The sequence below is a fragment of the Roseimicrobium gellanilyticum genome, from assembly GCF_003315205.1.
In the GTDB taxonomy this organism is placed as follows: Bacteria; Verrucomicrobiota; Verrucomicrobiia; order Verrucomicrobiales; family Verrucomicrobiaceae; genus Roseimicrobium; species Roseimicrobium gellanilyticum.
In genome coordinates this window covers 469,920-490,793 of the sequence record NZ_QNRR01000004.1, presented here as the reverse complement: position 1 = coordinate 490,793, position 20,874 = coordinate 469,920, and the positions used below count along the sequence as shown (strand labels likewise).

Below are 20,874 nucleotides of genomic sequence, written 5' to 3'. Positions count from 1 at the left end.
GCCCGATGTGGTTCATGCACCCAGGCTTCCTGTGGGCGATGGCGGCCCTGGCGGTGCCGCTGTGGATCCATCTGAGCCGGCGACGGCGCTATACCGAAGTGCCGGTGGGCACGCTGAGGTTCCTCAATGAGGTACTGAAGGAGCGGCGGAAACGCTCGCGATTTGAGGAAATCCCGCTGCTGCTCTTGCGACTGCTCGCTGTGGCGTTGCTGGCATTGGCCTTCTGCCGACCGTTTCTGAACTCCAGTGAAAAGGCGGTAGAGTCTCCTGCGGAGACCGTGGTACTGCTGGATGCCTCGGGCAGTGTCACCGAGGACATGAAGGATGCGGGGATGAAGCTGCTGCAACAAAGCACCCAGCAGGTGGCGGAAGGCAGCAAACTCACCCTGGCCCAGTTTTCCGATGAAGTGGAAACCATCAACCCAGCGGACAAGTGGACGCCACGTGCGGGAGCGCCCACGGATCTGACGCGCGCCATGGGATGGGCGCTCGATCGACTGGGAGGCTCGGGCACCAAGCGTGCGGGGAAGATTGTCCTGATTGCCCATCTCGCCGAGGGAGACCTGCCGCCGAATCCTCCACGAGTCTGGCCTCCGGGGGTGACTTTGGAGGTGCATGCGCTCACACCACCATCTTCCGTGAATGCGGCGGTGCGAAATGTTACTTTGCTCACTCCCTATGTCATGGAGCAGATGGAGATCGAAGCGGAAGTCATACTGCCACCGGGTGCAGACCGCACGGTGACCTTGAAAGCCGAGGGCATCACCGCCACCGAGCAAGTGCTGGAGGGCGCCGACCGTGTCATCTTCAAAATCAATCCTCCACGCGATGAAGTGCGCGGCACCATTTCGGTGGCTGGCACGGATGCATGGCCCGCGGATGATGCACGTCCCTTCGCAGTACGCTGGGTAGAACCTCGCAAGGTGAAGCTCATCGATGGCAATCCGGGAACCACACCCTTCGAAGGGCAGGCCTACTTTGGCGAGAAGGCGCTCACCGCCTCCGGCGCGGCGCACGGGAAGACGCCCTTCCAACCGGACATCGCATACGGACTCTCCGGTCGCCAGGGCGCAACGGATCTGACCGGCGTGGGCGCAGTGGCTCTGTGCGGCCTGCCAAACCTCTCCACGGCGGATGCTCGCCAACTGGCGCAATATGTAGAGTCGGGCGGTGGACTGGTGGTAATACTGGACGCGCGATGGACGCGTGGCGCTTCCGCCGTGCTGGAGACCGCAGGTCTTTTGCCGAATGGTGTCCGGCCTGCAGCAGCAGCCACGATGCCCGCCAGCGCCGATGAATCCGGTCCCGTTCGCGCCATCACACAGTGGGAGCGGACCCACCCCGTCCTCGCCGCCTTCGACGGCAGGGAAGGCGGCGACCTCCGCGAAATCGAGTGGCGTGACTGCTTCGACATTCCCGAAGGAGACGGTTGGAAGGCTCTTGCGAAGTTGGACGGAGGTCACGCGTTGCTGCTGGAAAAGACGGGACCGGTTCAGAAAGGCCGCGTGCTGGTGCTGGCGCACTCGCTCACACGTGAGTGGACCGACTTGCCTCGCGATCCTCTGTTTGTGCCATTTGTGAAGAGTCTCTTCTCGTATGCCTCGCGTGCGGAGGGTGCCGGACCTGAGCTGAAGCCAAGGCATCCCGGCATCCATGAGAAGCGCGCTCCGGGTCTGTATGACACCGCCTCGGGTGGAACGGAAATTGTGGCGGCAGCACCGGCTGAATCGTCCGTGGTCGCGACCCCGCCAGAGGCGCTGCGCCGCGCCTTTGGCGTTCCGGACACCACGATACAAACCATCACACCGAAGGATGATCCAACGCTGGCAACGGCCTCGGTGCCGTGGCGTCACGAACTCTGGCCGTGGGCCGTGGCCCTGCTCCTGGTACTGCTCACGGTCGAAAACATCGTCGCCACCCGGCGCCCCACCCGCAACGCCTGACCGATGACTCCCCCACTCCACGACCTGTTCGACCAGGCTCCAGTGCATGCCATCGTGAAACGGCGCGGTTTCATCAATCGTACGACTGCCATGTTGTCTGGAGCGGCAGTGCTGCTGGGCTCCATTCTGATGCTCGCCCTCCTCGACATGCAGGAGGCGTGGGGCGAGTCATTGAGGTTGTGGTTGATCAGCATCACGGCAGCAAGCGCCCTGGTGCTCGCGGTGTGGCTGTGGCTGTCAGGGAGGAAAGGAAACGATCCTGAAACCGTGGTGCGTGCCATGGAAGCGGCCGATCCTGCCTGCGGCCAACAGCTGCGCACGGCATGGGAGGTCGCTCAGCGGGGTGTGCTCACTTCATCCACAGATGAGCACCAGCATTTCACCACCCGTCTGCTGAGTGAAGCGCAGCAGCAGGTAAGCGGCCGTGGCTGGGATTCACTGGCGCCTTCGGTTCGCATGGTGCGTGGGATCGCAGTTTGTGCTTTTCTCGCGGTGCTGGTTCTCGTGACAGCATGGCAGTCTCCTGAGTTTCGCACGGCGTTGCATCGCATCGTCATGCCATTGGGCGCGCCGACCTATACCACTGTGGCATGGCAGTCGCTTCCCACGCATTATGATGATCGGCATCCACCACGCGTGGCTGTGTTGCTTTCCGGAAGAGCCGCAGCGCCGGAACTGCAGGTGAGAGAGGCTGGAACGTCCGAGTGGCAAACCCACTCGCTCAACGCGCTCTCGGACGGACGCACCTATGACGCCGTGCTCACGAGCATGACGGGAGACATCGAAATGCGCGTTTCCGCCGGCGATGGTGGGACTTCCACACACGTGGTGCAGTACCGGCCGATCCCTCGTCTTGAGGAGTCGAAGGTCGCGATTCGTTTCCCGGACTACACAGGCGTCGCTCCCGAAGAGCGCCAGGGTGCGGATGCGAGCGTGGTGGAAGGCAGCGCGCTGGACTGGACCTTCCGCTTCAATACGCCACCCGACCGCGTGGAGTGGACGCTCGCCTCGGACACCAGCACTCCGGAAAAGCTCCCTCTCAAGCACGACGGCTCCACGGTGCAAGCTTCGTGGAAAGCGCCGCTGGGCAAGTACTCCGGTGTGCTCACCATCTACGACAAGGAAGGTGCCACCGTGGACTCCTGGAGATATGAAGTCGTGGGAGCGGTGGACAAGCTCCCCACGGTTGAACTGCTGGAGCCAATGAAGGATCGCCAGGCCACGTGCGTGACCGAACTGCCGGTGCGTATTCGCGCGCGCGATGACTTCGGCGTGGCGGAGGTGGGCCTCATCATGGAGGCCGCAGGCCAGACCATCTGGACACTGGAGAAGGTAATCACGGAGAAAGACCAGCACGACGTTTCCGAACTCACGCGCGCCATGCTGGAGACCGTGCCGCTGACAATTCGCGACAACGTGAAGCTCTACGCCTATGCGTTGGATCACAAACCGCGTGGTGGTCCGCGCAGTGTGAGTCCGCTCCGCTGCATCGACATTCGCGACTTCAAGAAGCTGGAGATCCAAGCAGATGGTGGGAAGCCGCCACCGATGGAAAAGCGGCAGTTTGCGAAGCTGAACCAGCTCATTCGCGCCCAGCGCGTGATCGTTTCCGATTGCCACGTGCTGAAGGAGGACGCGAAAAACGAACAGGCGGAAGGCATCGGACCCCGGTGCCAGGAAACGGATGTGAAGCAGCAGGATGTCATCGTGAAGACAAACGAGCTGCACGCGGAGTGGGCGCAGAAGTCCGGCGTCCCTCAGGATGATCTCGCCCTGCTCCTCACCGCGGCCGCACAGATGGGTGACACCAGCCGCTATCTCCAGCGCACGCTCACGGAGCAGGCCCATCCCGCCTCCGACCGCGCGCTCGGCTCCCTGTTGCAGATCCGCAAGCATCTCATCCTGATTCACACTCCGTTTGGCGATGAGAGCGACCCGGACGAAGAGGACGACAGCAAGCCCAAGCCGCTAGAGGAACTGGCGAAGGAAGCCGAACGTCTCGCCAATGAAGAGAAGTCCGTGCGGGAACAAATTGCGCCCGGGGAGAAGAAAGCCGTGGCGCCGCTGGAATCGTCACGCCGACAGCAGGAAGTCGCTGCGACGGATGCTGGTGAGTTGTTCTCCGCCATCGTAGCGCATCCAAGGAAGAACGAACAGATGCTCAAGCTCATGGCGGCTGCAGAGACCTTCATGCGCGACGCCGATGAACGCCTGCATACCAGGGAGCATCTCACGGCCCAGCAACCTCTCACCGATGCCGAGCATCACCTGCGCGATCTCTCCGACTTCATCCGCGCGATGATCGAGGAAAAGCTTGCGGAAACGCTGAAGCAGATGGCGGCCAAGGCGCAGTCCGACAGCAAGTCTGGCAAGGGTGAAGGCCAGGGCAAAGGAAGCGGAGAAGGTGAAGGCGAAGGAAAAAGTTCAGGTCAGGGGAAGAGTGCCGGTGAACAACCGGCCGAACTGGCCGCCAATGGCAAGGACAAAGGCGAGAGCTCAGGTCAGGGGAAAGGTGCCGGGAAGAAGCCAGGAGAAGTTGCCGCCAACACCCAGGATACAAAAGAGAAGCAGCAGCAGGCCAAACAGCAGGCACTCAAAGAGGCCGCACGCAATGCAGGACTCGCCGATGAGATCCTGAAAGCCCTGGCAGAACTCGCCGCGGAACGCGGCAAGGGTGAATCCCAAGGCCAAGGCAAAAACGGAGAGCAGGACGGCACGGGCACGGGTCTCACCGCGGCAGAACTCGCCGCCCTGCGCGCACGTGCCGGCACCGAAACTTTGGCCAAAGACCTGAAGCAACTCGCAGAAGGCAAAGTCGACGCCAAGGGAGGCAACGGCAAGGGCGACAAGCCAGGAGATGAAGGCACCTCAGGAGATGGCGCCAAACCCAGTGATCAACCACAACCGGGCACAGACTCTCCTGACGGCAAGGACATCGCCGCACGACTCGACCAGATGGCAAAGGCCCTGAACGCCGAAGCTGGACGGCTCAATGCATCCCGCCTCGCCCACCTCGCGGACGTGCGCGAGAAGGCCAAAGGTCTGCGCGACAAGGCGGCCAAGGAAGCCGAGGCAGCGCGAGCCGCGGAAGAGCGGCAGCTTATTGAAAAGCTCCTCGCACAGGGCATGCAGCCCGGTCAGACCGTGAACATCAACGGCAAGAAGATCACCATCCCCGCTCAACCCATGCCGGGCAGCGGTCCTGGCGCAGGCACCGAAAGCAAGGAAGCCAAACCCGGCCCCGGCACACCCAGGGCAGAAATCGAGCGCTTCGCAGCAGAAGCCCAACGTCTCGGTGACGACACGATCACCGGACTGGCCAGTCAACTCGCCACAGACGTGCCACTCGTGACCGCCTTCGACGGAATCATTGAACGTCTGGACCAACTCATGGCCACGCTCCCCGGCAGTGGCACCGTGCAGGCCGCGCAGAGCCGCGTGCCAGAGCACTACCGCCGCGAGATTGAAGCCTACTTCCGCAACCTTTCCGATGACTTTGGCAATGAACCCCAGTAAGCCCGCCGCACTCGCAGGAACCCTCCTTGTCGCAAGCGCGCTCATGCTGCACGCCGAGCCTCCGCGCATGGCGGCGGGACAGGCCGCAATCGCATTCGCCGCGCCCACAGGCACTGCCCAAGCTTACACCAGTGATGCGGATCTCATCGACGTCGTCACCCCTGCCGTGGTCTCCGTGTTTCCCGCACGCATTGTGGAGGGTGAAGATGCCAAGAACCCGCTCGATCAATTCTTCAATCGCGATCTCTCCGGCCCCAAGGGCAAAGGCGGTGATGGCGGCAGCCGCGAGAATGAACGTGTGCAGGGCGTGGGCTCTGGCGTGGTGATTGGTCCGGAGGGTTGGATTGTCACCAACAGTCACGTCATCCACCTCTCCAACGGCAAGCAAGCCGATGCCGTCTCCGTGGAGTTCCCTGATCGACGTCGCTACGATGCGGAAGTCGTTGGTGATGATCCGCTCACCGATCTCGCACTCCTGAAAATCAAAGCCACGGGCCTGCCGTTCCTACATCTCGCTGATAGCGATGGCGTGCGCGTCGGCGATCCGGTGTACGCAGTAGGCAATCCTTTCAAAATTGGCATCACTGCCACGAAGGGCATGGTCTCTGCCGTACGCCGCGCGAACCTCAATCTCACCACGCAGGGCGGCTATGAGAGCTACATCCAGACGGATGCTGCCATCAATCCCGGCAACTCCGGCGGCGTGCTTGCGGATCGACACGGCAGGCTGGTCGGTATCAACACGGCCATCTGGGGTGCCGCAGGCCGTTTCAATGTCGGCATCGGCTTTGCTATTCCTTCGAACCTGGTGCGCAATGTGGTCTCCCAACTCGCGGAGACAGGGAAGGTGGAACGTGGATTCTTTGGCTGGCAGATCGAGGAGCCCACACGGAAGGATATTGAAGCCGCCGGGCTCGTAAGCATGGCGGGCGCAAAACTTTCCCAAGTGATGCAAGGCGGCCCTGCATCCTCGGGTGGGCTGAAGGCTGGAGACATCATCCTCGCAGCCGCAGGACAGCGAGTCTTCTCACGCGGCGACCTTCGCTTTCTCTCCTCCCTGGTGAAGCCGGGCGGCACATTGACACTGACGTATCAACGCGATGGCAAGGAACTCACCGCCGCAGTCACGGCAGGACGCAACGAATCCTCCGCCGTCGCCACGAGCACCACCTTCCGACTGGATGCATTGCCCGGAGTCGACTTTCGTAAAGCACAAGGAGGCATCACCGTGGCGCAGATTGGAAAGCGGGAAAAGGCGAAGACCGGACTCGCCGTTGGCATGGACGTCATCGAGATCAATGGCAAACCCATCGCGGACTTCGCCGCTGCGCAGGCGGCACTGACGGAAGGCGTGAACCGTGTAAAGACAAGAACCGGATTGGAAGAGCAAACGCTTGCCATCCGTCTGCCTCTGAATGCAGAGGAAGAGTAACCGCCATCCCGCTGCTCTTCTCCTGCATGACCTTCTTCTCTTCACTGCAACCCGCCTTGCCCGTTGCGTTGATCGTCGGCCTGGCCGCGTGCGCTGCCGTGGTCGCGGTGGCGTCAGCGGTTCGCGGCAGACCGTTGCGTCCCTCGTGGCTGCAGGCGCCGGCGCTCGTGTTACGCTTGGGAACGATCGCATTGCTCACGTTTATCCTGCTGAACCCTTCGGTGAATGTCAGCACGCCCACAAAGACGTCACGCAGTGCCGTGCTGCTGGATGCCTCTGCCAGCATGACTCTCGCAGGCACGGAAAGCGGCACCCGTTGGGAGGAAAGCCAAAAGTGGACTCGTGACTTGGGCGCCGCCCTGAAGTCGGCCGGTCTGCCTGAGCCGGAAATTCACAAGTTCGCCGGAGATTCCACCATCATCTCTTCCGCCGAGCTTCAGGCAGGCAACTCCCTTCCCGATGGACAGCAGACGAAGCTGGCTGCGGCTTTGGAAAAACTGGCGAGCGGTGGTGGCAGCACAAATATCGATCACGTCATCGTGGTATCCGACGGCTGCACTCAGGACGCCACTCGCATCAGCGCGGCATTGGGGGGCCTGCATGATGCAGGCATCCGTGCCTCGACCAAGCTCGTGGGTCGTGATGTGCCTGCACGGAACGCGACGCTCCTTTCCGTGCTGCCACCACGCATGGTGCGGGCGCAATCACGCGTCATCGTGCCGGTGGAACTGGAAGCAGGCGGAGTGACGCCCAAGGAGAACTTCGAACTCATCCTCCGGGACGCGGATGGCACAGAGGTCGCGCGCCAGCCAGTACACTTTTCCTCACCCGCACCGGATTCCGGCTTTTCCTCCGCGTCACGCAAGCTCAGCTTCGTCAGTCCGGCGCAGACCACACGCTACACCCTGGAACTTTCCGGACCAGGAAAGGAAGCAACGCTGGAGGACAACCGTTTCAGCTTCACGCTGGAGGTCGTGACCACGAAGCTGCGCGTGCTCCTCGCGGAAGGCACCCACGCCAAGCGCTCGCTCGGTTCCGAAGGACACTTTGTGAATGACATCGAGATGATTACCGCAGCCTGCACCGGCACCGGCGAGATCGAGTGCGTGACCTTCACTCCGGTGAGCCAGTATGTGGACAAGCCGAATCTCTTTGCCGTGAAGTTTGCCAATGGCGAGATGCTCGTCGACTCCTCGCGCCCCTTCCCCACCACTCGGGAGGAACTGCACAGCTATGATGTCATCATGGTCAGCGACGTGCCCGTGGGGAACTTCTCCCCGGAGCAGATGCAATGGGTCGTGGACTGGGTGGTGGAGCGTGGCGGCGGCTTCCTCATGGCAGGTGGCAACACCGCCTTCGACACGGGCAACTACGACCGCACGCCGTGGGAAAAGATCACGCCCGTGGACATGCTCGACTATGGCGATGGCCACTATGGCAAGGCGCTCGAAGTCACCATTCCCCTCTCCGTGCGGACCCATCCCATCTGGCAGATGACGCCAGATGCGAAGGAGAATGCGGCCATCCTCGACACGCATCCGAAGTTCGGCGGCATGAACCGGGTGCGTCGCGCCAAACCGGGAGCCACCGTGCTCGCTGTGGTACAGGATGAGCCCGAGCAACCGGTCATCGCCGCGCAAAACTACGGCCGTGGGCGCTCCATCGCCTACCTTCCAGATCCGAATGGCGGCTGGGGCGAATTCGTGATCCGTTGGAGCGCGGATAATGCACCTACTTTGGGAGATCGCATTGAGCTGGGTCAGGGTGCCTCGCTCACCACGCACCCCAGCGAAGCGCGTGCGCCCGCCACGCCACGCCCGCCGCATCCTTCGCCTCACTACGCGGCCTTCTGGGTGAATACGATGAAGTGGCTCGCGGAAAACAGCATCCGCTGGCGACGTGACAAGCTCTCCGGAAAAATCCTCACCGCCCAGGCACGACCGGGCACGCTCCTCCCCGTCGCCGCAGAGTTCCTCGCGGAGTCCGATCCTGCAAAGATGGCGGTTCAGGAGATCGGCGCGCGGCTGGATGTTCCCGGCAGCCCGCGTATCCGCCTCATCTATGACCGTGATCGCCGTGAGTTCGCTGGCTCGCTCCCCGTGCCAGCAGATCTCACCGCAAAGGAGGTGCAGGTGCTTTTTGATACCACTGCCGGACGCGAATCACTTACCGATGTGGTGCCTTGCGGCGTCCTGATTCAGAACAGCGAGTACACACGCTCCGCACCGGATACCGCATTGATGACCGAACTCGCGCAGGCAGGCGGTGGCGAAGTGCTCACTACACCGGAGTCGGCAATCGCCGCATGTCGAGCTGCTTCCGAGGCGCGAGCCGCGCGTGACTCACGTGCCTGGCCGCAACCCATCTGGAGCCACTGGCCCTGGTGGACTGCCGTGCTCGTGCTGCTGGGTCTGGAATGGGTGCTACGCCGCGCTGGCCGTTATTCTCCTCAAACTCCCGTCTCCACCTCCGCATGAAGAGGCTTCTTGCCATCCTCTGTCTCACCACCACGCTCTCCGCCCAGGAACCAGCATCGGAAGAGGCGCGCCTTCAGGCACTGATCGATCAGCTCGCCGCGCCCAAGGTGCGTCTGAGAGATGAAGCGCAACAGGCGCTCTCGCAAAGGATCGATGCCGAGCCGGTGATGCGTACCGCCATGGAGTCGCATCCCAGTGAGGAAGCGCGACTGCGGCTGAAACGCATCCTCAAAGGATTCCGTGATGGCCTGTGGACTATTGAGAGCCAGCAAGCGGTCTCCGCCGTAGGCCTGGACCGCGGGCCTTTGCGCACCACCACGAAAGGCACCCTTCTGGCGAATCTGCACAGCGCGGGCATCGAGATTTTGGATACCACAGATCTCGCCGTGGTGCGCACCTTGGGAAAGTCCACCTCGGGCACTCTCACGCTCCGTTCCCTGGCGTGGACGCCCGATGGCAAACGCATCGCCTTCTCCAATCAATCTGGCGCTGTGATGGTCGAGGATGATGCGGGCAAGCGGCTGCTCACCCTGCCACCGGAGATGCGGCAGATGAACCCCAACAATCCGAACGCGAAGCAGATGGCTCCGCCGGTGGCCCTGGAGTTCCTCCCTGACACGCAGAGGTTGCTCGTATTCACCAATGCGGGTCTCGCGCTGCATGAGCCTGGTCCCGCCGTGGTGTCGCGCCGCATCAGTGTGAAAGAGATCTTTCCTGAAATCACACGTAACATCATCGCGCAGTCCATGGCGGTGTCCGGTGATGGCAAGACTGCGGGACTGGCCTTCGAAGTTCCCGGGCCGGATGATGATCTCGTAGCGATGATCTCGCTCGCCGACATGAAGGTGCTTTGGATCTCAAAAATCTCCGTCACGCCTCGCTGGATTGCCGTGAATCAAGACGGCTCAGAGGCGCTGGTCGCCATGCGTGAAAGGGGCGTGGTGCGTTGCGCAGCAGATGCACCGCTGGCCATCACGGTGAGCCGCTCCATTGATGATCTCACGTCCGTCGCTTATTCACCTGATTACAAAAGCGCCTTCCTCACCTCCGGCCGGGCCAATGCGCCAGTGCGCCAGCTTGCCGTGCCAAGCGGCGAAGAGATGTGGACTGCTGCACCTGCGCCCACAGGATGTTATCACGTGACGATTCTCGGGCCTGACCGTCTTGCCGTGAAGACCTACGACAACCGCATCCTCATCTGGAAGAAGCGCCCACCGATGAATCCGGCCACACGCTGAACTGATCTATGATGATATACTTACACATCATTAGATACAGCCTGATGCGCATCCTCAGGAAAGTAGCTTCGGCTTCAGCCGAATCAGTGAGGCCTCGCGCAGGGATGATGACAATATCGGTCGCGAGTGCGGGCATCCTCATTCGGCTGAAGCCGAAGCTACTTTGCCTGAGCCTTCGGCTATCCGCAGCATGCCTTGTCATGCACGGACTCTGCTTCAGTCAGGACGCAGTCGTGAAGCCGTCCACCAACACCACCACTCCCCGCGTGTGGATCTTCAATGGCACGCCGGGAGATGATGTGCACCACGACTTCTATGAGGCAAACCTGCAATCCCTCCGCAGTTCCCTGACCCAGCGCTTCGGCATTCCTGCGGCGAACATCACTGTGCTGTACGGCCCCAAGAGCGCCGGATACGACGGCCCATGCACCCGAGAAGCGATGCTCGCCGAACTGGAAACGGTCGTGGCACATACCAAGACTAACGGTGCGGGGCCAGCATGGATCATTCTCGAGGGCCACGCCAATGGCGTCCCGGGTGGCGCCATGTTCAACCTGCCGGGACCAGACCTGAGCATGCGTGAGATCGGCACTGCGCTGAAGGAGTGCTCGCCGCAGACCCCGCTGGTGGTATGGGGCACCACCACAGTGAGCACAGACTTGATAAAGCGCGTCTCCGGCCCCGGACGCTACGTCATCACTGCCAGCTCTGCGGAGGACAAGGAAAGCGAGACCGAGTTTCCCAAGGCCCTGGCACAAGCACTCGCGGCGGAGGCGAGCGATGCGAATCAGGACGGCGTCCTCACTCTCACCGAACTCTTCCTCGCCACCTACGAGCAGGTGCTCGCCATCTACAAGCAGGGCAACTACGTCGTCACTGAGCATGCCCAACTCGATGGCAATGGCGACGGCAAAGGCACCCAGCGCCCCGCTCCCGAGGATGCCGAGCCAGCCCAGCGCATCGGCCTCGCCGTCGGCGGTGGTCGTCCCAAATTCGAATAACATCTCTCCCACTTCACTCCATCCCCTCTTTCCATTCACATCATGTCCACCGTATCCACTCCCAGCGATCCCGCCGCCCGCCTCTCCGCTGCCCGAGAAGCACTGCGGAATGAATTGAAAAAATGCATCGTCGGTCAGGAGGACACTGCCGAGCTTCTGCTGCTTGCGCTGCTCTGCCGTGGACACGCCCTCCTGCTCGGCGTGCCGGGTGTGGGGAAGACGCTCATGAGCGCCACGCTGGCGAAGGCGCTGCACCTGGAGTTCCACCGCGTGCAGTTCACCCCGGATCTTATGCCTGGCGATATCACGGGCACTGAAGTGCTGGAGGAAGATCCCGCCACCGGCCGCTACCGCCGCCTCGTGATGCAGGGCCCGCTCTTCGCCAATGTGCTGCTCGCGGATGAAATCAACCGCACGCCTCCGAAGACCCAGGCCGCACTGCTACAAGCGATGCAGGAAGGTGAAGTCACCATCGGCCGCGAGACACACAAACTCCCCTCGCCCTTCCTCGTGCTCGCCACACAGAACCCCATCGAGATGGAAGGCACCTATCCTCTGCCCGAGGCGCAGCTCGACCGCTTCTTCTTCTGCATTCGCGTGGAGTACCCCAACCTGGAAGACGAACTCTCCATCGCCCTGAACGCGCCCGGCAACGCGCTGTCCACCGTGAATGCCGTGCTGGATGCGGAAGCGCTTCATGCGTTGCAAAAGACGGTGCAAGCAGTGCCCATCGCGACGGATGTGGGCCGCTATGCGGTGAGCCTGGTCTCAGCCACGCGGCCGCAGTCCGGCAGCGTTGCAGGAGTGACCGAGTTCATCGAGTGCGGCGCGAGTCCACGTGCCTCGCAAGCCCTTGTACTCGCAGGCAAGGCACGCGCGCTTTTGAATGGCCGCGCTCATGTGGACTTCGCGGACATCCGCGCCCTTGCTCCAGCCGTGCTGCGTCATCGTCTCGTGCTGAACTTCCGCGCGCGTGCCGAGAAGACCGATGCGGATGCCATCATCGCGAGACTGCTGGCTCACGTTCCCCAGGAGAAAGCATGAACACCGCCACTCCAGCCGCGCACGCCGTGGAGGATCCTGAGGTCTTCCTGGCCATCGACGATCTTGACCTCGTGGGCCGCGGTCTTGCCGATGCGGTGTGGCATGGGCAGCACCAGAGCCTGCTACGAGGCCCCGGCGTGGAGTTCCACAGTCATCGCCCTTATCAGGCGGGCGATGATCTGCGGCGCGTGAACTGGTCCCTCCTCGCTCGCCACCACCGCCTCTACACCCGCGAGAGTCGCGCTGAGTCCCGCCGCCCCGTGTATCTGCTGCTGGATACCAGCGCCTCCATGTCCATCCATCACGGACCAAGTTCCAAGCTCCAGTATGGCAAGCGTGCTCTGGCCGGAGCTGCTCATCTCGCGCGACGCCAGGGGGACGCACCCGCGCTGCGTCTCTCCGCGGAAATGGTGCTCCCCCCTCGCAGCAGCGCCGATCATGTGTCCGGCATCTGTGCCATGCTCACTCAGACATCCGCATCAGGCGCTTCCAGCATGGCAGATGAACTGCGGGCCGCACGAGACCTCTGCCGCCAGCGTGGTTTTCTTCTCTTCATCTCTGACTTCCTCGATAACGAACAAGACACCCTGGCTGAACTCGCCGTCTACCGCGCCCAAGGCCACGACGTCTTCGCACTGCAGGTGCTCGACCCCATGGAGGTCGCCCTGCCGGAAGGCGGTGATTTCGACTTCATCGAGCCAGAGAATCACACCCGCCTCCGCACCGCAGCCGAGCCCATCCGCGTGGCCTACGCACGCAAGGTGGCCGAGTGGCGCGCCAGCCTCCGCCACCAGGCCGAGTCCCATGGCATTCGCTGGCACAGCACCACCACAGCAGACTCACTGGTGACCGCGCTGCGTACGTGGCTGGCGTGAAGGCTCCTGCTGCCTGCAGGTGGTGATCCCCAGGACGCCTACCCCGCCGAATCCTCCTAACAAATGGACACATCGCTGCGTATTTTGAGCCGTGTTCTTGAGGAATCTCCCGCTCCTGTTCCTTCTTTCCGCCCTGTCCCCTGCTGCGTTCGCTGCGGGCACGGCAGATCTGCCTGCGACTGCCAGGACGTTTCTGGAGAATCGCTGCCTGGACTGCCATGACTCTGATACCAAAAAGGGCGACTTCGATCTCTCCGCGCTGAAGACGGACTTTACCCATGCGGAAACATTCGCCCAATGGGTGAAGATTCATGACCGCATCGCGTCCGGAGAAATGCCGCCAAAAAAATCCGAGCGCCCTCCAGCCGCCGAGATGCAGCCGGTGCTGGCGTGGATGAAGACGACACTCACCCAGGCTGAGGAGACGCGCCAGGCAGGCACAGGCCGCACCGCACTGCGACGCCTCACCCGTTCCGAATATGAGAGCACGGTGCGCGATCTCTTCGATATGCCGGGCATCGCGCTGCAAGCGATGCTCCCGCCGGATGGCACGGCCCATGGGTTCGACAAGAACAGCGAGGCACTGAGCATTTCCCACGTGAACCTGGCGAAGTACATGGAGGCGGCAGACCATGCGCTGGACCTCGCCATCACCACCCGGCCCCAAGCGCCCACGGTGCAGAAGGTGCGCACGTATCTCACGGACCGCGGTGGGCAGGCGCCGAACCTCTCCATGCAAGGGGATGTGGTTCTGCTGCGCGATGGGAAGGCGGATCCGGCCTACGCGCCTGCAGGTGAGATCGCACACATCGACCAGGGCGCGCATGAGGCCATGGGCAGCTTCGAAACGGGCAGCAGCGTCGGCGTCTTCCGTCGTGAAGATGAATCGGTGAACTACTACTTCCGCGGCCACACCACGGTGTATCCGGGCCGCTACCGTGTGCGCACTTCGATCTGGTCCTTCCAGTGGGACAAGGGACAGGTGCTCCCTGCGCGCGGCACGGAGGCGGCGCGACTCGCGGTGGTGCAGCTCACGGCGGATGGCCGTGGTGGCCAGCATCCCAACTATACCTACGGCTACCTCGACGCGCCCTCCCTCAAGCCCACGGAACACGAAGTGGAAGTGTGGCTGAATCACAATGAGATGATGGGCTTCGATGCCGCCTCGCTCGCGCCCGTGGCGAACTACAACCGCAAGGGTCGCGCCATGGCCTTCACCGGTCCGGGCGTCGCGGTGGACTGGATGGATGTGGAAGGCCCGCTGAATGACGTGTGGCCGCCGCGTTCGCATCGCGCCATCTTCGGCGACCTGCCCATCCAGGAGTTTGTGCCGAAGGATCATCCCGAGGTGCGCGCACCCATCCGCAAGCCTTATGAAAAATCCTGGCTGCGTCTCGGCAAGAACACTCCCGAACCGGTGCCGGGCGTCTGGACAGTGACCAGCACCCAGCCACTGGTGGATGCGGATCGATTGCTCGCCAACTTCCTGCCTCGTGCCTTCCGTCGTCCGGTTTCTGACGGGTTGAGGAAGCGTTACCTGGGTCTCGTAGAAGAGCGGCTGAAGACGGGTGATTGCTTTGAAACGGCCATGCGCTGGGCCTGTCGCGCGGCCTTGTGCTCGCCGGATTTCCTTTTCCACTATGAGCCGGCAAAGCTCGATGACTTCGCGCTCGCGAACCGCCTCTCCTATTTCCTCAGCAACACTGCGCCGGATGAGCAACTCACCAAGCTCGCCACTGCAGGCACGCTGCATGAGCAAAAGACCCTCAGCACCGAAATCGAACGCCTGCTCAAGGACAAGCGCGCGGAACGTTTCATCGAGGACTTCACTGGCCAGTGGCTGAAGCTGCGCTCCATCGCGGCCAATGACCCTGACAAGAAGCTCTACCCGGAGTTCAGCCCGTATCTGCAGGACTCCATGATCCTGGAGACGCGCGCATATTTCCGCGAGATGCTGGTGAAGAATCTCGACATCACCCACCTTGTGCGTTCGGAGTTCGCCATGCTGAATGAAAAGCTCGCCGTGCACTACGGCATCGAGGGTGTGGTAGGGCCTTCCATCCGTCGCGTGGCCCTTCCCGCCGACTGTCAGCGTGGTGGCTTGCTCACGCAGGCCTCCATCCTGAAAGTCACGGCGAATGGCACCACCACCTCACCGGTGCCACGCGGTGCCTTTGTCATGGACCGCATCCTCGGCCATCCGCCTGAGCCGCCTCCCTCCTCGGTGCCTGCGGTGGAGCCGGATGTGCGTGGCGCGGCGACGATTCGCGAGCTGCTGGACAAGCACCGGAACGACGCCACCTGCGCCGGCTGCCATGCGAAGATCGACCCGGCAGGCTTCGCGTTGGAGAGCTACGATGTCATCGGCGGCTTCCGCACGCGGTACCGCTCTTTGGATTTGGGAGATACAGCCCCGCGTGGGAAGATTGACCCGTTCATCGGCATCAGCTTCAAGCTGGGGCCGAATGTGGATGCGAGTGGCGAGCTGACAGATGGACGCGCCTTCAAGGACATCCGTGAGCTGCAGGCTTATCTCGCCGCTGACCGCCAGACGCTCCTGGCAAATCTCGCGCGCCAGTGGCTCACCTATGCCACCGGCCGCGAGCCCAGCTTCCGCGATCGCGAAGCCATCGCCGTCATCGTCATTGCAGCGGAGAAGCGCGGCGGCGGTATCCGCGACCTGCTGCATGAGGTGATCCAGAGTGACCTTTTCCAGACCCGATGAGATTCGTCCTTTCCATCTTCTTCTGCCTGGCCGTACACGCGGGGATAGCCTCCGCGGAGGAGGTGACGGTGCAGTACCGTCTCACCGGACTCTTCCAGCCTGACCGCGTGGAAGACCTGCGCCAGCAGACCAGCATGCTGCAGATTGGCAGTCCCACCGACTCCCCTGCCCAGGTCCGGCTCGTGGATGTGAACTACGACACCACGGTCGTGACCTTCGGTTACGACCCGGCCTCCAAGCACTTCAAGAATGCCAAGGCTGACCAGGTGCGTGAACGCATCAGCAATGTGCTGCGCAACGTTTCTAAGGGCGCCTTCAACATTTTTTCTGTGAGCGAACTCAAGCCGGAGCAGCGCAAGGAAGAACGCATCGCGGTGGCGGGGCTGGATTGCAAAGGCTGCGCCTATGGAGCCTACCGTACGGTCGCCTCCATCGATGGCGTGGAGCGTGCCACGGTGAGCTTCAAGGAAGGCTGGCTCACGGCCTCGATTGATCCGGCCCGCACCAATCGCGAGGCTCTCATCACTGCCTTGGAAAAAGCGCGTGTGACCGTCGTAAAGAGTGATGCGGCACCTGCTCCCGCTCCCACGCCCGCCAAGACTGCCTCTGCCACTTCGACCGCCAAGTAGTAAGTACCCAGCCCGACTCCGCCATGACCCACGTCGCGAAATCCCCGCTCAATCGCCGCGCCTTCCTGCGTGGTGCCGGTGTCACGCTGGCCCTGCCTTTCCTGGATGCCATGCGCCCGGTCTTCGGCGCGGCGGCAAAGGCTGCCTCCGCGGAGTCCGCCGTGCCGCGCCGCATGGTGTGCATCCAGACGAATCAGGGCATCATGCCGCAGTTCTTCTTTCCGGAGAAGGAAGGCCGCGACTACGCCATCACCCCCTATTTGGAGAAACTTTCCGCGCATCGTTCGCAGTACACCGTCTTCTCCGGCGTGAGCCTGCCGGGCGTGAGCGGGGGGCATCTGGCGGAGAAGTGCTTCATCACCGGTACGCCGCACCCGGATCGTGGAGGCTTCCGCAATGACATCTCACTGGACCAGTTCGCCGCAGAGCAGATTGGCAATCAGACGCGACACCCCTCGCTCGTGCTGGCCATGACCACGGAGAACAAGACGCTGAGCTACACGCGCAATGGCGCCCCCATTCCCGCGGAGAGCAGTCCGAAGAAGCTCTTCCAGAAACTCTTCGTGCAGGGAAAGCCTGAGGAAGTCACCGCCACCGTGGAAGCGCTGCGCCAGGGCCGCAGCATGATGGATTTCCTCACGGAAGAGACTTCGCGTCTCAACCGATCCCTGTCTCGCGATGACCAGGCGCGCCTGGATCAATACCTCACCTCCGTGCGCGAGCTCGAGCAGCGCATGGAGAGCTCCGAAGCGTGGGAGCAGAAGCCCAAGCCAGTCGTTGATGCCAAGGCTCCGGATGACATCACCGAAGGCCTGCAGTTCGTGAACAAGACCGGCCAGCTCTATGACCTGATGAAGCTCGCCATCCAGACGGATTCCACGCGTATCATCTCCCTCTTCGTCGACACCACGGTGATTCACAACATCACCCACCACGGCAATCGTCCTGATGTGGTCGCTGAATTGCGCGCCCATGAGGAAGGGCAGTTCGACGTGCTCGGCAAGTTCCTCTCCGGCCTCGCGGAAGTGAAGGAAGGCGATGCGAACCTGCTGGAGCGCACCCAGGTCCTCTACGGCACCTGCATGGGCAGTGCGAACAGCCACAGCAATGTGAACCTCCCCGTGCTCCTCGCCGGAGGCGGCTTCAAGCACGGCCAGCACCTCGCCTTCGACAAGGAGCACAATCACGACCTCTCCACCCTCTATGTCAGCATGCTCCAGCGTCTCGGCATCGAGACCTCGACCTTCGCCGCCGCGAAGACGACGATGCGGGGACTGGAGGTGGCGTGAGCACCGGAGCGAAGACGGTACCAAGCTCACGAACTCAGCGCTCCAGGAAGCACGTCATGCTCCTGGAGCTTTTTTGTGCCTGCCCCGGGAATAGCGTGGAGTGTCTTGAAAGGTGGCTCCGCCCGGGCCGTCTTCCTCCTCCTCATGAAACACATCCTGGTCACCCTCATGCTCGCTGCTACTGCCGCCTTCGGAGCGGAAAATCAGAAACCTCTCAAAGATGTCCCGCTCAAGGACATTGACGGCAAGGACACTTCCTTGAAGGCCTACTCCGGCAAAGTGCTCCTCGTCGTAAACGTCGCCTCGAAGTGCGGCAACACGCCCCAATACAAGGACCTGGAAGCCGCCTACGAGAAATACAAGGATCGCGGTCTCGTCGTCATGGGCTTTCCCTGCAATGACTTCGGCGGGCAGGAGCCCGGCACGAATGAGGAGGTTAAGACCTTCTGCACCACCAAGTACAACGTCAGCTTCCCGATGTTCGACAAGGTGCAGGTGAAGGGCGAGCCAAAGCATCCGCTCTATGAGGCGCTCACAGGGAAGAAGGGCGCCTTCCCCGGGGACGTGAAATGGAACTTCGGCAAGTTCCTCATCGGTCGCGACGGCAAACCCATCATGCGCATCGAGCCCAAAACCAAGGTTGATGACCCCAGCGTCGTCGCAGCCATTGAGCAAGCACTGGCGGCCAAGTGAGCGGTGCTCGCTTTCATCGTGTATTCAGACGGCCGGAGTGGAAACTCCGGCTGTCTCATTTTCACGAGGCTCACCGGGCTTGTTTTCTGCTCCGAAACGCTCCAGGCGTCGTGCCATAGGATTGCTTGAAGACGGCCTGCAGATAGTGGCTGTGACTGAAGCCGGTCTGCCGGGCGATGACATCGATGGTGAGGTCCGTCTCGAGAAGAAGCCGTTCGATCTCGCGGAATCGAATGCGCATGATCTCCTCCTTGGGCGAACGGTTCAAGGCCGCTTTCATGCGACGGTCGAGTGTGCTGCGGGAGGCGTTGAGCTTGCGACAAAGGTCATCCACGTTGATGCCGTTCATCGCGTTCTCCCGAATGAGACGTGCGGCGTGGGCGACGAGGCTGTCGTTGATCACCAGTTCATCAGAGGAGCCACGCACGACAATCCCTTTGGGAGGAATGAGAGTTTCACGGGTGCGCGGCGCCTTTCCGTGCATCATCTTGTCCAGCACGCCGGCGGCAGTGTAGCCCACTGTCTGGCCATCGAATCGGACGCTCGTCAGAGGCGGCGTGGCGAAGGTGCAGAGGGTTTCCTCATTCTCAGCCCCCACCACGGCCACTTCTTCGGGAACAGCAACACCCGCGCGCTGACACGCTTCGAGAAGGCGGACACCGAGCTGATCGTTGGCGGCAAAGACACCGACGGGCTTTGGCAGTTGTGAAAGCCAGGTGATGAGGCGGGCCTGACTCTTCTCCCAGTCAGCCACGCTGTCTGACTTGGCTTCGGGCAGTTCCGAACAGGCGCAGCCATAGGATTGCACCGTACTGACAAAATTCCGTACACGCTCGACGAAAAAGCTCTCTGACTGCAGGCTGTACACGGCGAACCTCCGGTAACCCCGCTCAAAGAAATGCTCGGCCACGGCACGCCCAATGTGGGCGTTGTCTATGCCTACGAAAGGCCGAGCACCAGCGAGTGCCTTGGAGCGAACCTCCACAGCAGGCAGGCCGGTGGCGGTGACGAGGTCGGCCATCTCTTGAGTGAAGGTACGCGTCAGAATACCGTCGCCATCCCAGTGCCGCAGCCACGCGGGAGGCGAGGAGTCCGGAGCGCGAAGCTCAAGGAAGGTGGACCACGGTCCATGCTCGGCCACGTAGCGGCGCACACCCGAAAGCATTTCGCGTGAGAACGTGCGAGTGGTCTCGATAAGGAGTGCCACACGAGGAATACGGCGACGTCTGGGGATGCCCATGGGCGGAAAGTGAAGTGACGAAAAACCTGAGTTTCCATGCACCATAGCTGTATTGGCGGCATCCGCCAAGCGGCGTAATGGAGTACATGAACCGCCGGCAGTTTGTCGCCCTTTCCAGCCTTGCCGTCGCAGGCTCCACCAACCTCCGCGCGGCCAAAGAGACATCTCAGACTCTGCCTTCACAGCCATCCCCCTCCCCATCCATGACCAAGCCCAAAGTTCTCGTCATCGTCGGCGACGCCACAGAAACCGTGGACACGCTCTATCCGTACTACCGCCTCATTGAAGGCGGCTTCGAGCCCGTAGTCGCCGCGCCGGAGAAGCGCCGCTACCAGATGGTGCTGCACGAGGTGAAGCCCGGCTGGACGATCACGAAAGAATGGGAGGGCTACACCATCAATGCCGACATCACCTTCAAGGACATCAAGCCCGAAGACTACGCGGGCATTTTCTTCAGCGGCGGACGCGCTCCGGAATACATCCGCGAGGACGAAGACCTGCTGCGTGCCACGCGCTGGTTCTGGGAGAACGGCAGGCCCATGGCGAGCGTGTGCCACGGCGTGGAGATTCCCGCCCGCGCCGGCATCGTGAAAGGACTGCGCATGGCCACGGTGGCGAAGTGCAAGTTCGACCTCGAAGTCTGCGGCGGCATCTATGTGAATGAACCGTGCGTCATCGACCGCCACATGGTCAGTGGACGCACCTTCCACGACAACGGCCACTATGTGGGCCCGTGGATCAAGATGCTGGAGACCTTCTGCGGCAAATAACT

14 protein-coding genes are annotated in these 20,874 nt (G+C 62.1%); 13 read left to right on the top strand and 1 reads right to left on the bottom strand.

Annotation, left to right across the window (positions count from 1 at the left end; translation table 11 throughout):
• Positions 1-14 precede the first annotated feature (14 nt).
• The 12 genes from DES53_RS14500 (at position 15) to DES53_RS14445 (ending at position 18,862) form a co-directional block, all read left to right on the top strand.
• A complete protein-coding gene (locus tag DES53_RS14500; protein WP_170157122.1) occupies positions 15-1,943 on the top strand; it encodes a BatA domain-containing protein in 1,929 nt (642 codons plus the stop codon).
• A 3-nt stretch (positions 1,944-1,946) separates the two neighbouring features.
• Complete coding sequence (locus DES53_RS14495; protein WP_113958977.1) at positions 1,947-5,459, top strand: hypothetical protein; 3,513 nt, start codon at positions 1,947-1,949, stop codon at positions 5,457-5,459.
• On the top strand, positions 5,446-6,891 hold the full coding sequence (locus DES53_RS14490; RefSeq protein WP_170157121.1) for a trypsin-like peptidase domain-containing protein: 1,446 nt from the start codon (positions 5,446-5,448) through the stop codon (positions 6,889-6,891). The genes DES53_RS14495 and DES53_RS14490 overlap by 14 nt, the downstream gene beginning before the upstream one ends.
• A gap of 26 nt (positions 6,892-6,917) precedes the next feature.
• Positions 6,918-9,368 carry a glutamine amidotransferase gene (locus DES53_RS14485; RefSeq protein ID WP_113958975.1) on the top strand — a complete coding sequence of 817 codons (2,451 nt, stop codon included), beginning with the start codon at positions 6,918-6,920 and terminating at the stop codon, positions 9,366-9,368.
• Complete coding sequence (locus tag DES53_RS14480; protein ID WP_113958974.1) at positions 9,365-10,606, top strand: WD40 repeat domain-containing protein; 1,242 nt, start codon at positions 9,365-9,367, stop codon at positions 10,604-10,606. The genes DES53_RS14485 and DES53_RS14480 overlap by 4 nt, the downstream gene beginning before the upstream one ends.
• Before the next feature lie 200 nt (positions 10,607-10,806).
• Positions 10,807-11,607, top strand: a complete 801-nt coding sequence (locus DES53_RS14475) for a hypothetical protein (RefSeq protein WP_113958973.1) — start codon at positions 10,807-10,809, stop codon at positions 11,605-11,607.
• Positions 11,608-11,649: 42 nt separating this feature from the next.
• Positions 11,650-12,651, top strand: coding sequence for an AAA family ATPase (locus DES53_RS14470; RefSeq protein ID WP_113958972.1), 1,002 nt, complete (start codon positions 11,650-11,652; stop codon positions 12,649-12,651).
• Positions 12,648-13,526 (top strand): DUF58 domain-containing protein, encoded by an 879-nt coding sequence (locus DES53_RS14465; RefSeq protein WP_113958971.1) that lies wholly within the window; start codon positions 12,648-12,650, stop codon positions 13,524-13,526. The genes DES53_RS14470 and DES53_RS14465 overlap by 4 nt, the downstream gene beginning before the upstream one ends.
• Positions 13,527-13,623: 97 nt before the next feature.
• Positions 13,624-16,251 (top strand): DUF1592 domain-containing protein, encoded by a 2,628-nt coding sequence (locus DES53_RS14460; RefSeq protein ID WP_170157120.1) that lies wholly within the window; start codon positions 13,624-13,626, stop codon positions 16,249-16,251.
• Positions 16,248-16,880: a heavy-metal-associated domain-containing protein gene (locus DES53_RS14455; protein WP_113958969.1), complete on the top strand. Its 633-nt coding sequence runs from the start codon at positions 16,248-16,250 to the stop codon at positions 16,878-16,880. The genes DES53_RS14460 and DES53_RS14455 overlap by 4 nt, the downstream gene beginning before the upstream one ends.
• A gap of 23 nt (positions 16,881-16,903) precedes the next feature.
• The gene (locus tag DES53_RS14450) at positions 16,904-18,169 is read left to right on the top strand and encodes a DUF1552 domain-containing protein (protein ID WP_113958968.1); all 1,266 of its coding nucleotides are present in this window, start codon (positions 16,904-16,906) and stop codon (positions 18,167-18,169) included.
• Positions 18,170-18,313: 144 nt separating this feature from the next.
• Positions 18,314-18,862 carry a glutathione peroxidase gene (locus DES53_RS14445; protein ID WP_113959090.1) on the top strand — a complete coding sequence of 183 codons (549 nt, stop codon included), beginning with the start codon at positions 18,314-18,316 and terminating at the stop codon, positions 18,860-18,862.
• A 70-nt stretch (positions 18,863-18,932) separates the two neighbouring features.
• On the opposite strand, the gene DES53_RS14440 is transcribed toward DES53_RS14445, so the two are convergent.
• Complete coding sequence (locus DES53_RS14440; RefSeq protein WP_170157119.1) at positions 18,933-20,102, bottom strand: XylR family transcriptional regulator; 1,170 nt, start codon at positions 20,100-20,102, stop codon at positions 18,933-18,935.
• Positions 20,103-20,305: 203 nt separating this feature from the next.
• On the opposite strand from DES53_RS14440, the gene DES53_RS14435 reads away from it, so the two are divergent.
• Positions 20,306-20,872, top strand: a complete 567-nt coding sequence (locus DES53_RS14435) for a DJ-1/PfpI family protein (protein ID WP_113958966.1) — start codon at positions 20,306-20,308, stop codon at positions 20,870-20,872.
• The last annotated feature ends 2 nt before the right edge of the window (positions 20,873-20,874 follow it).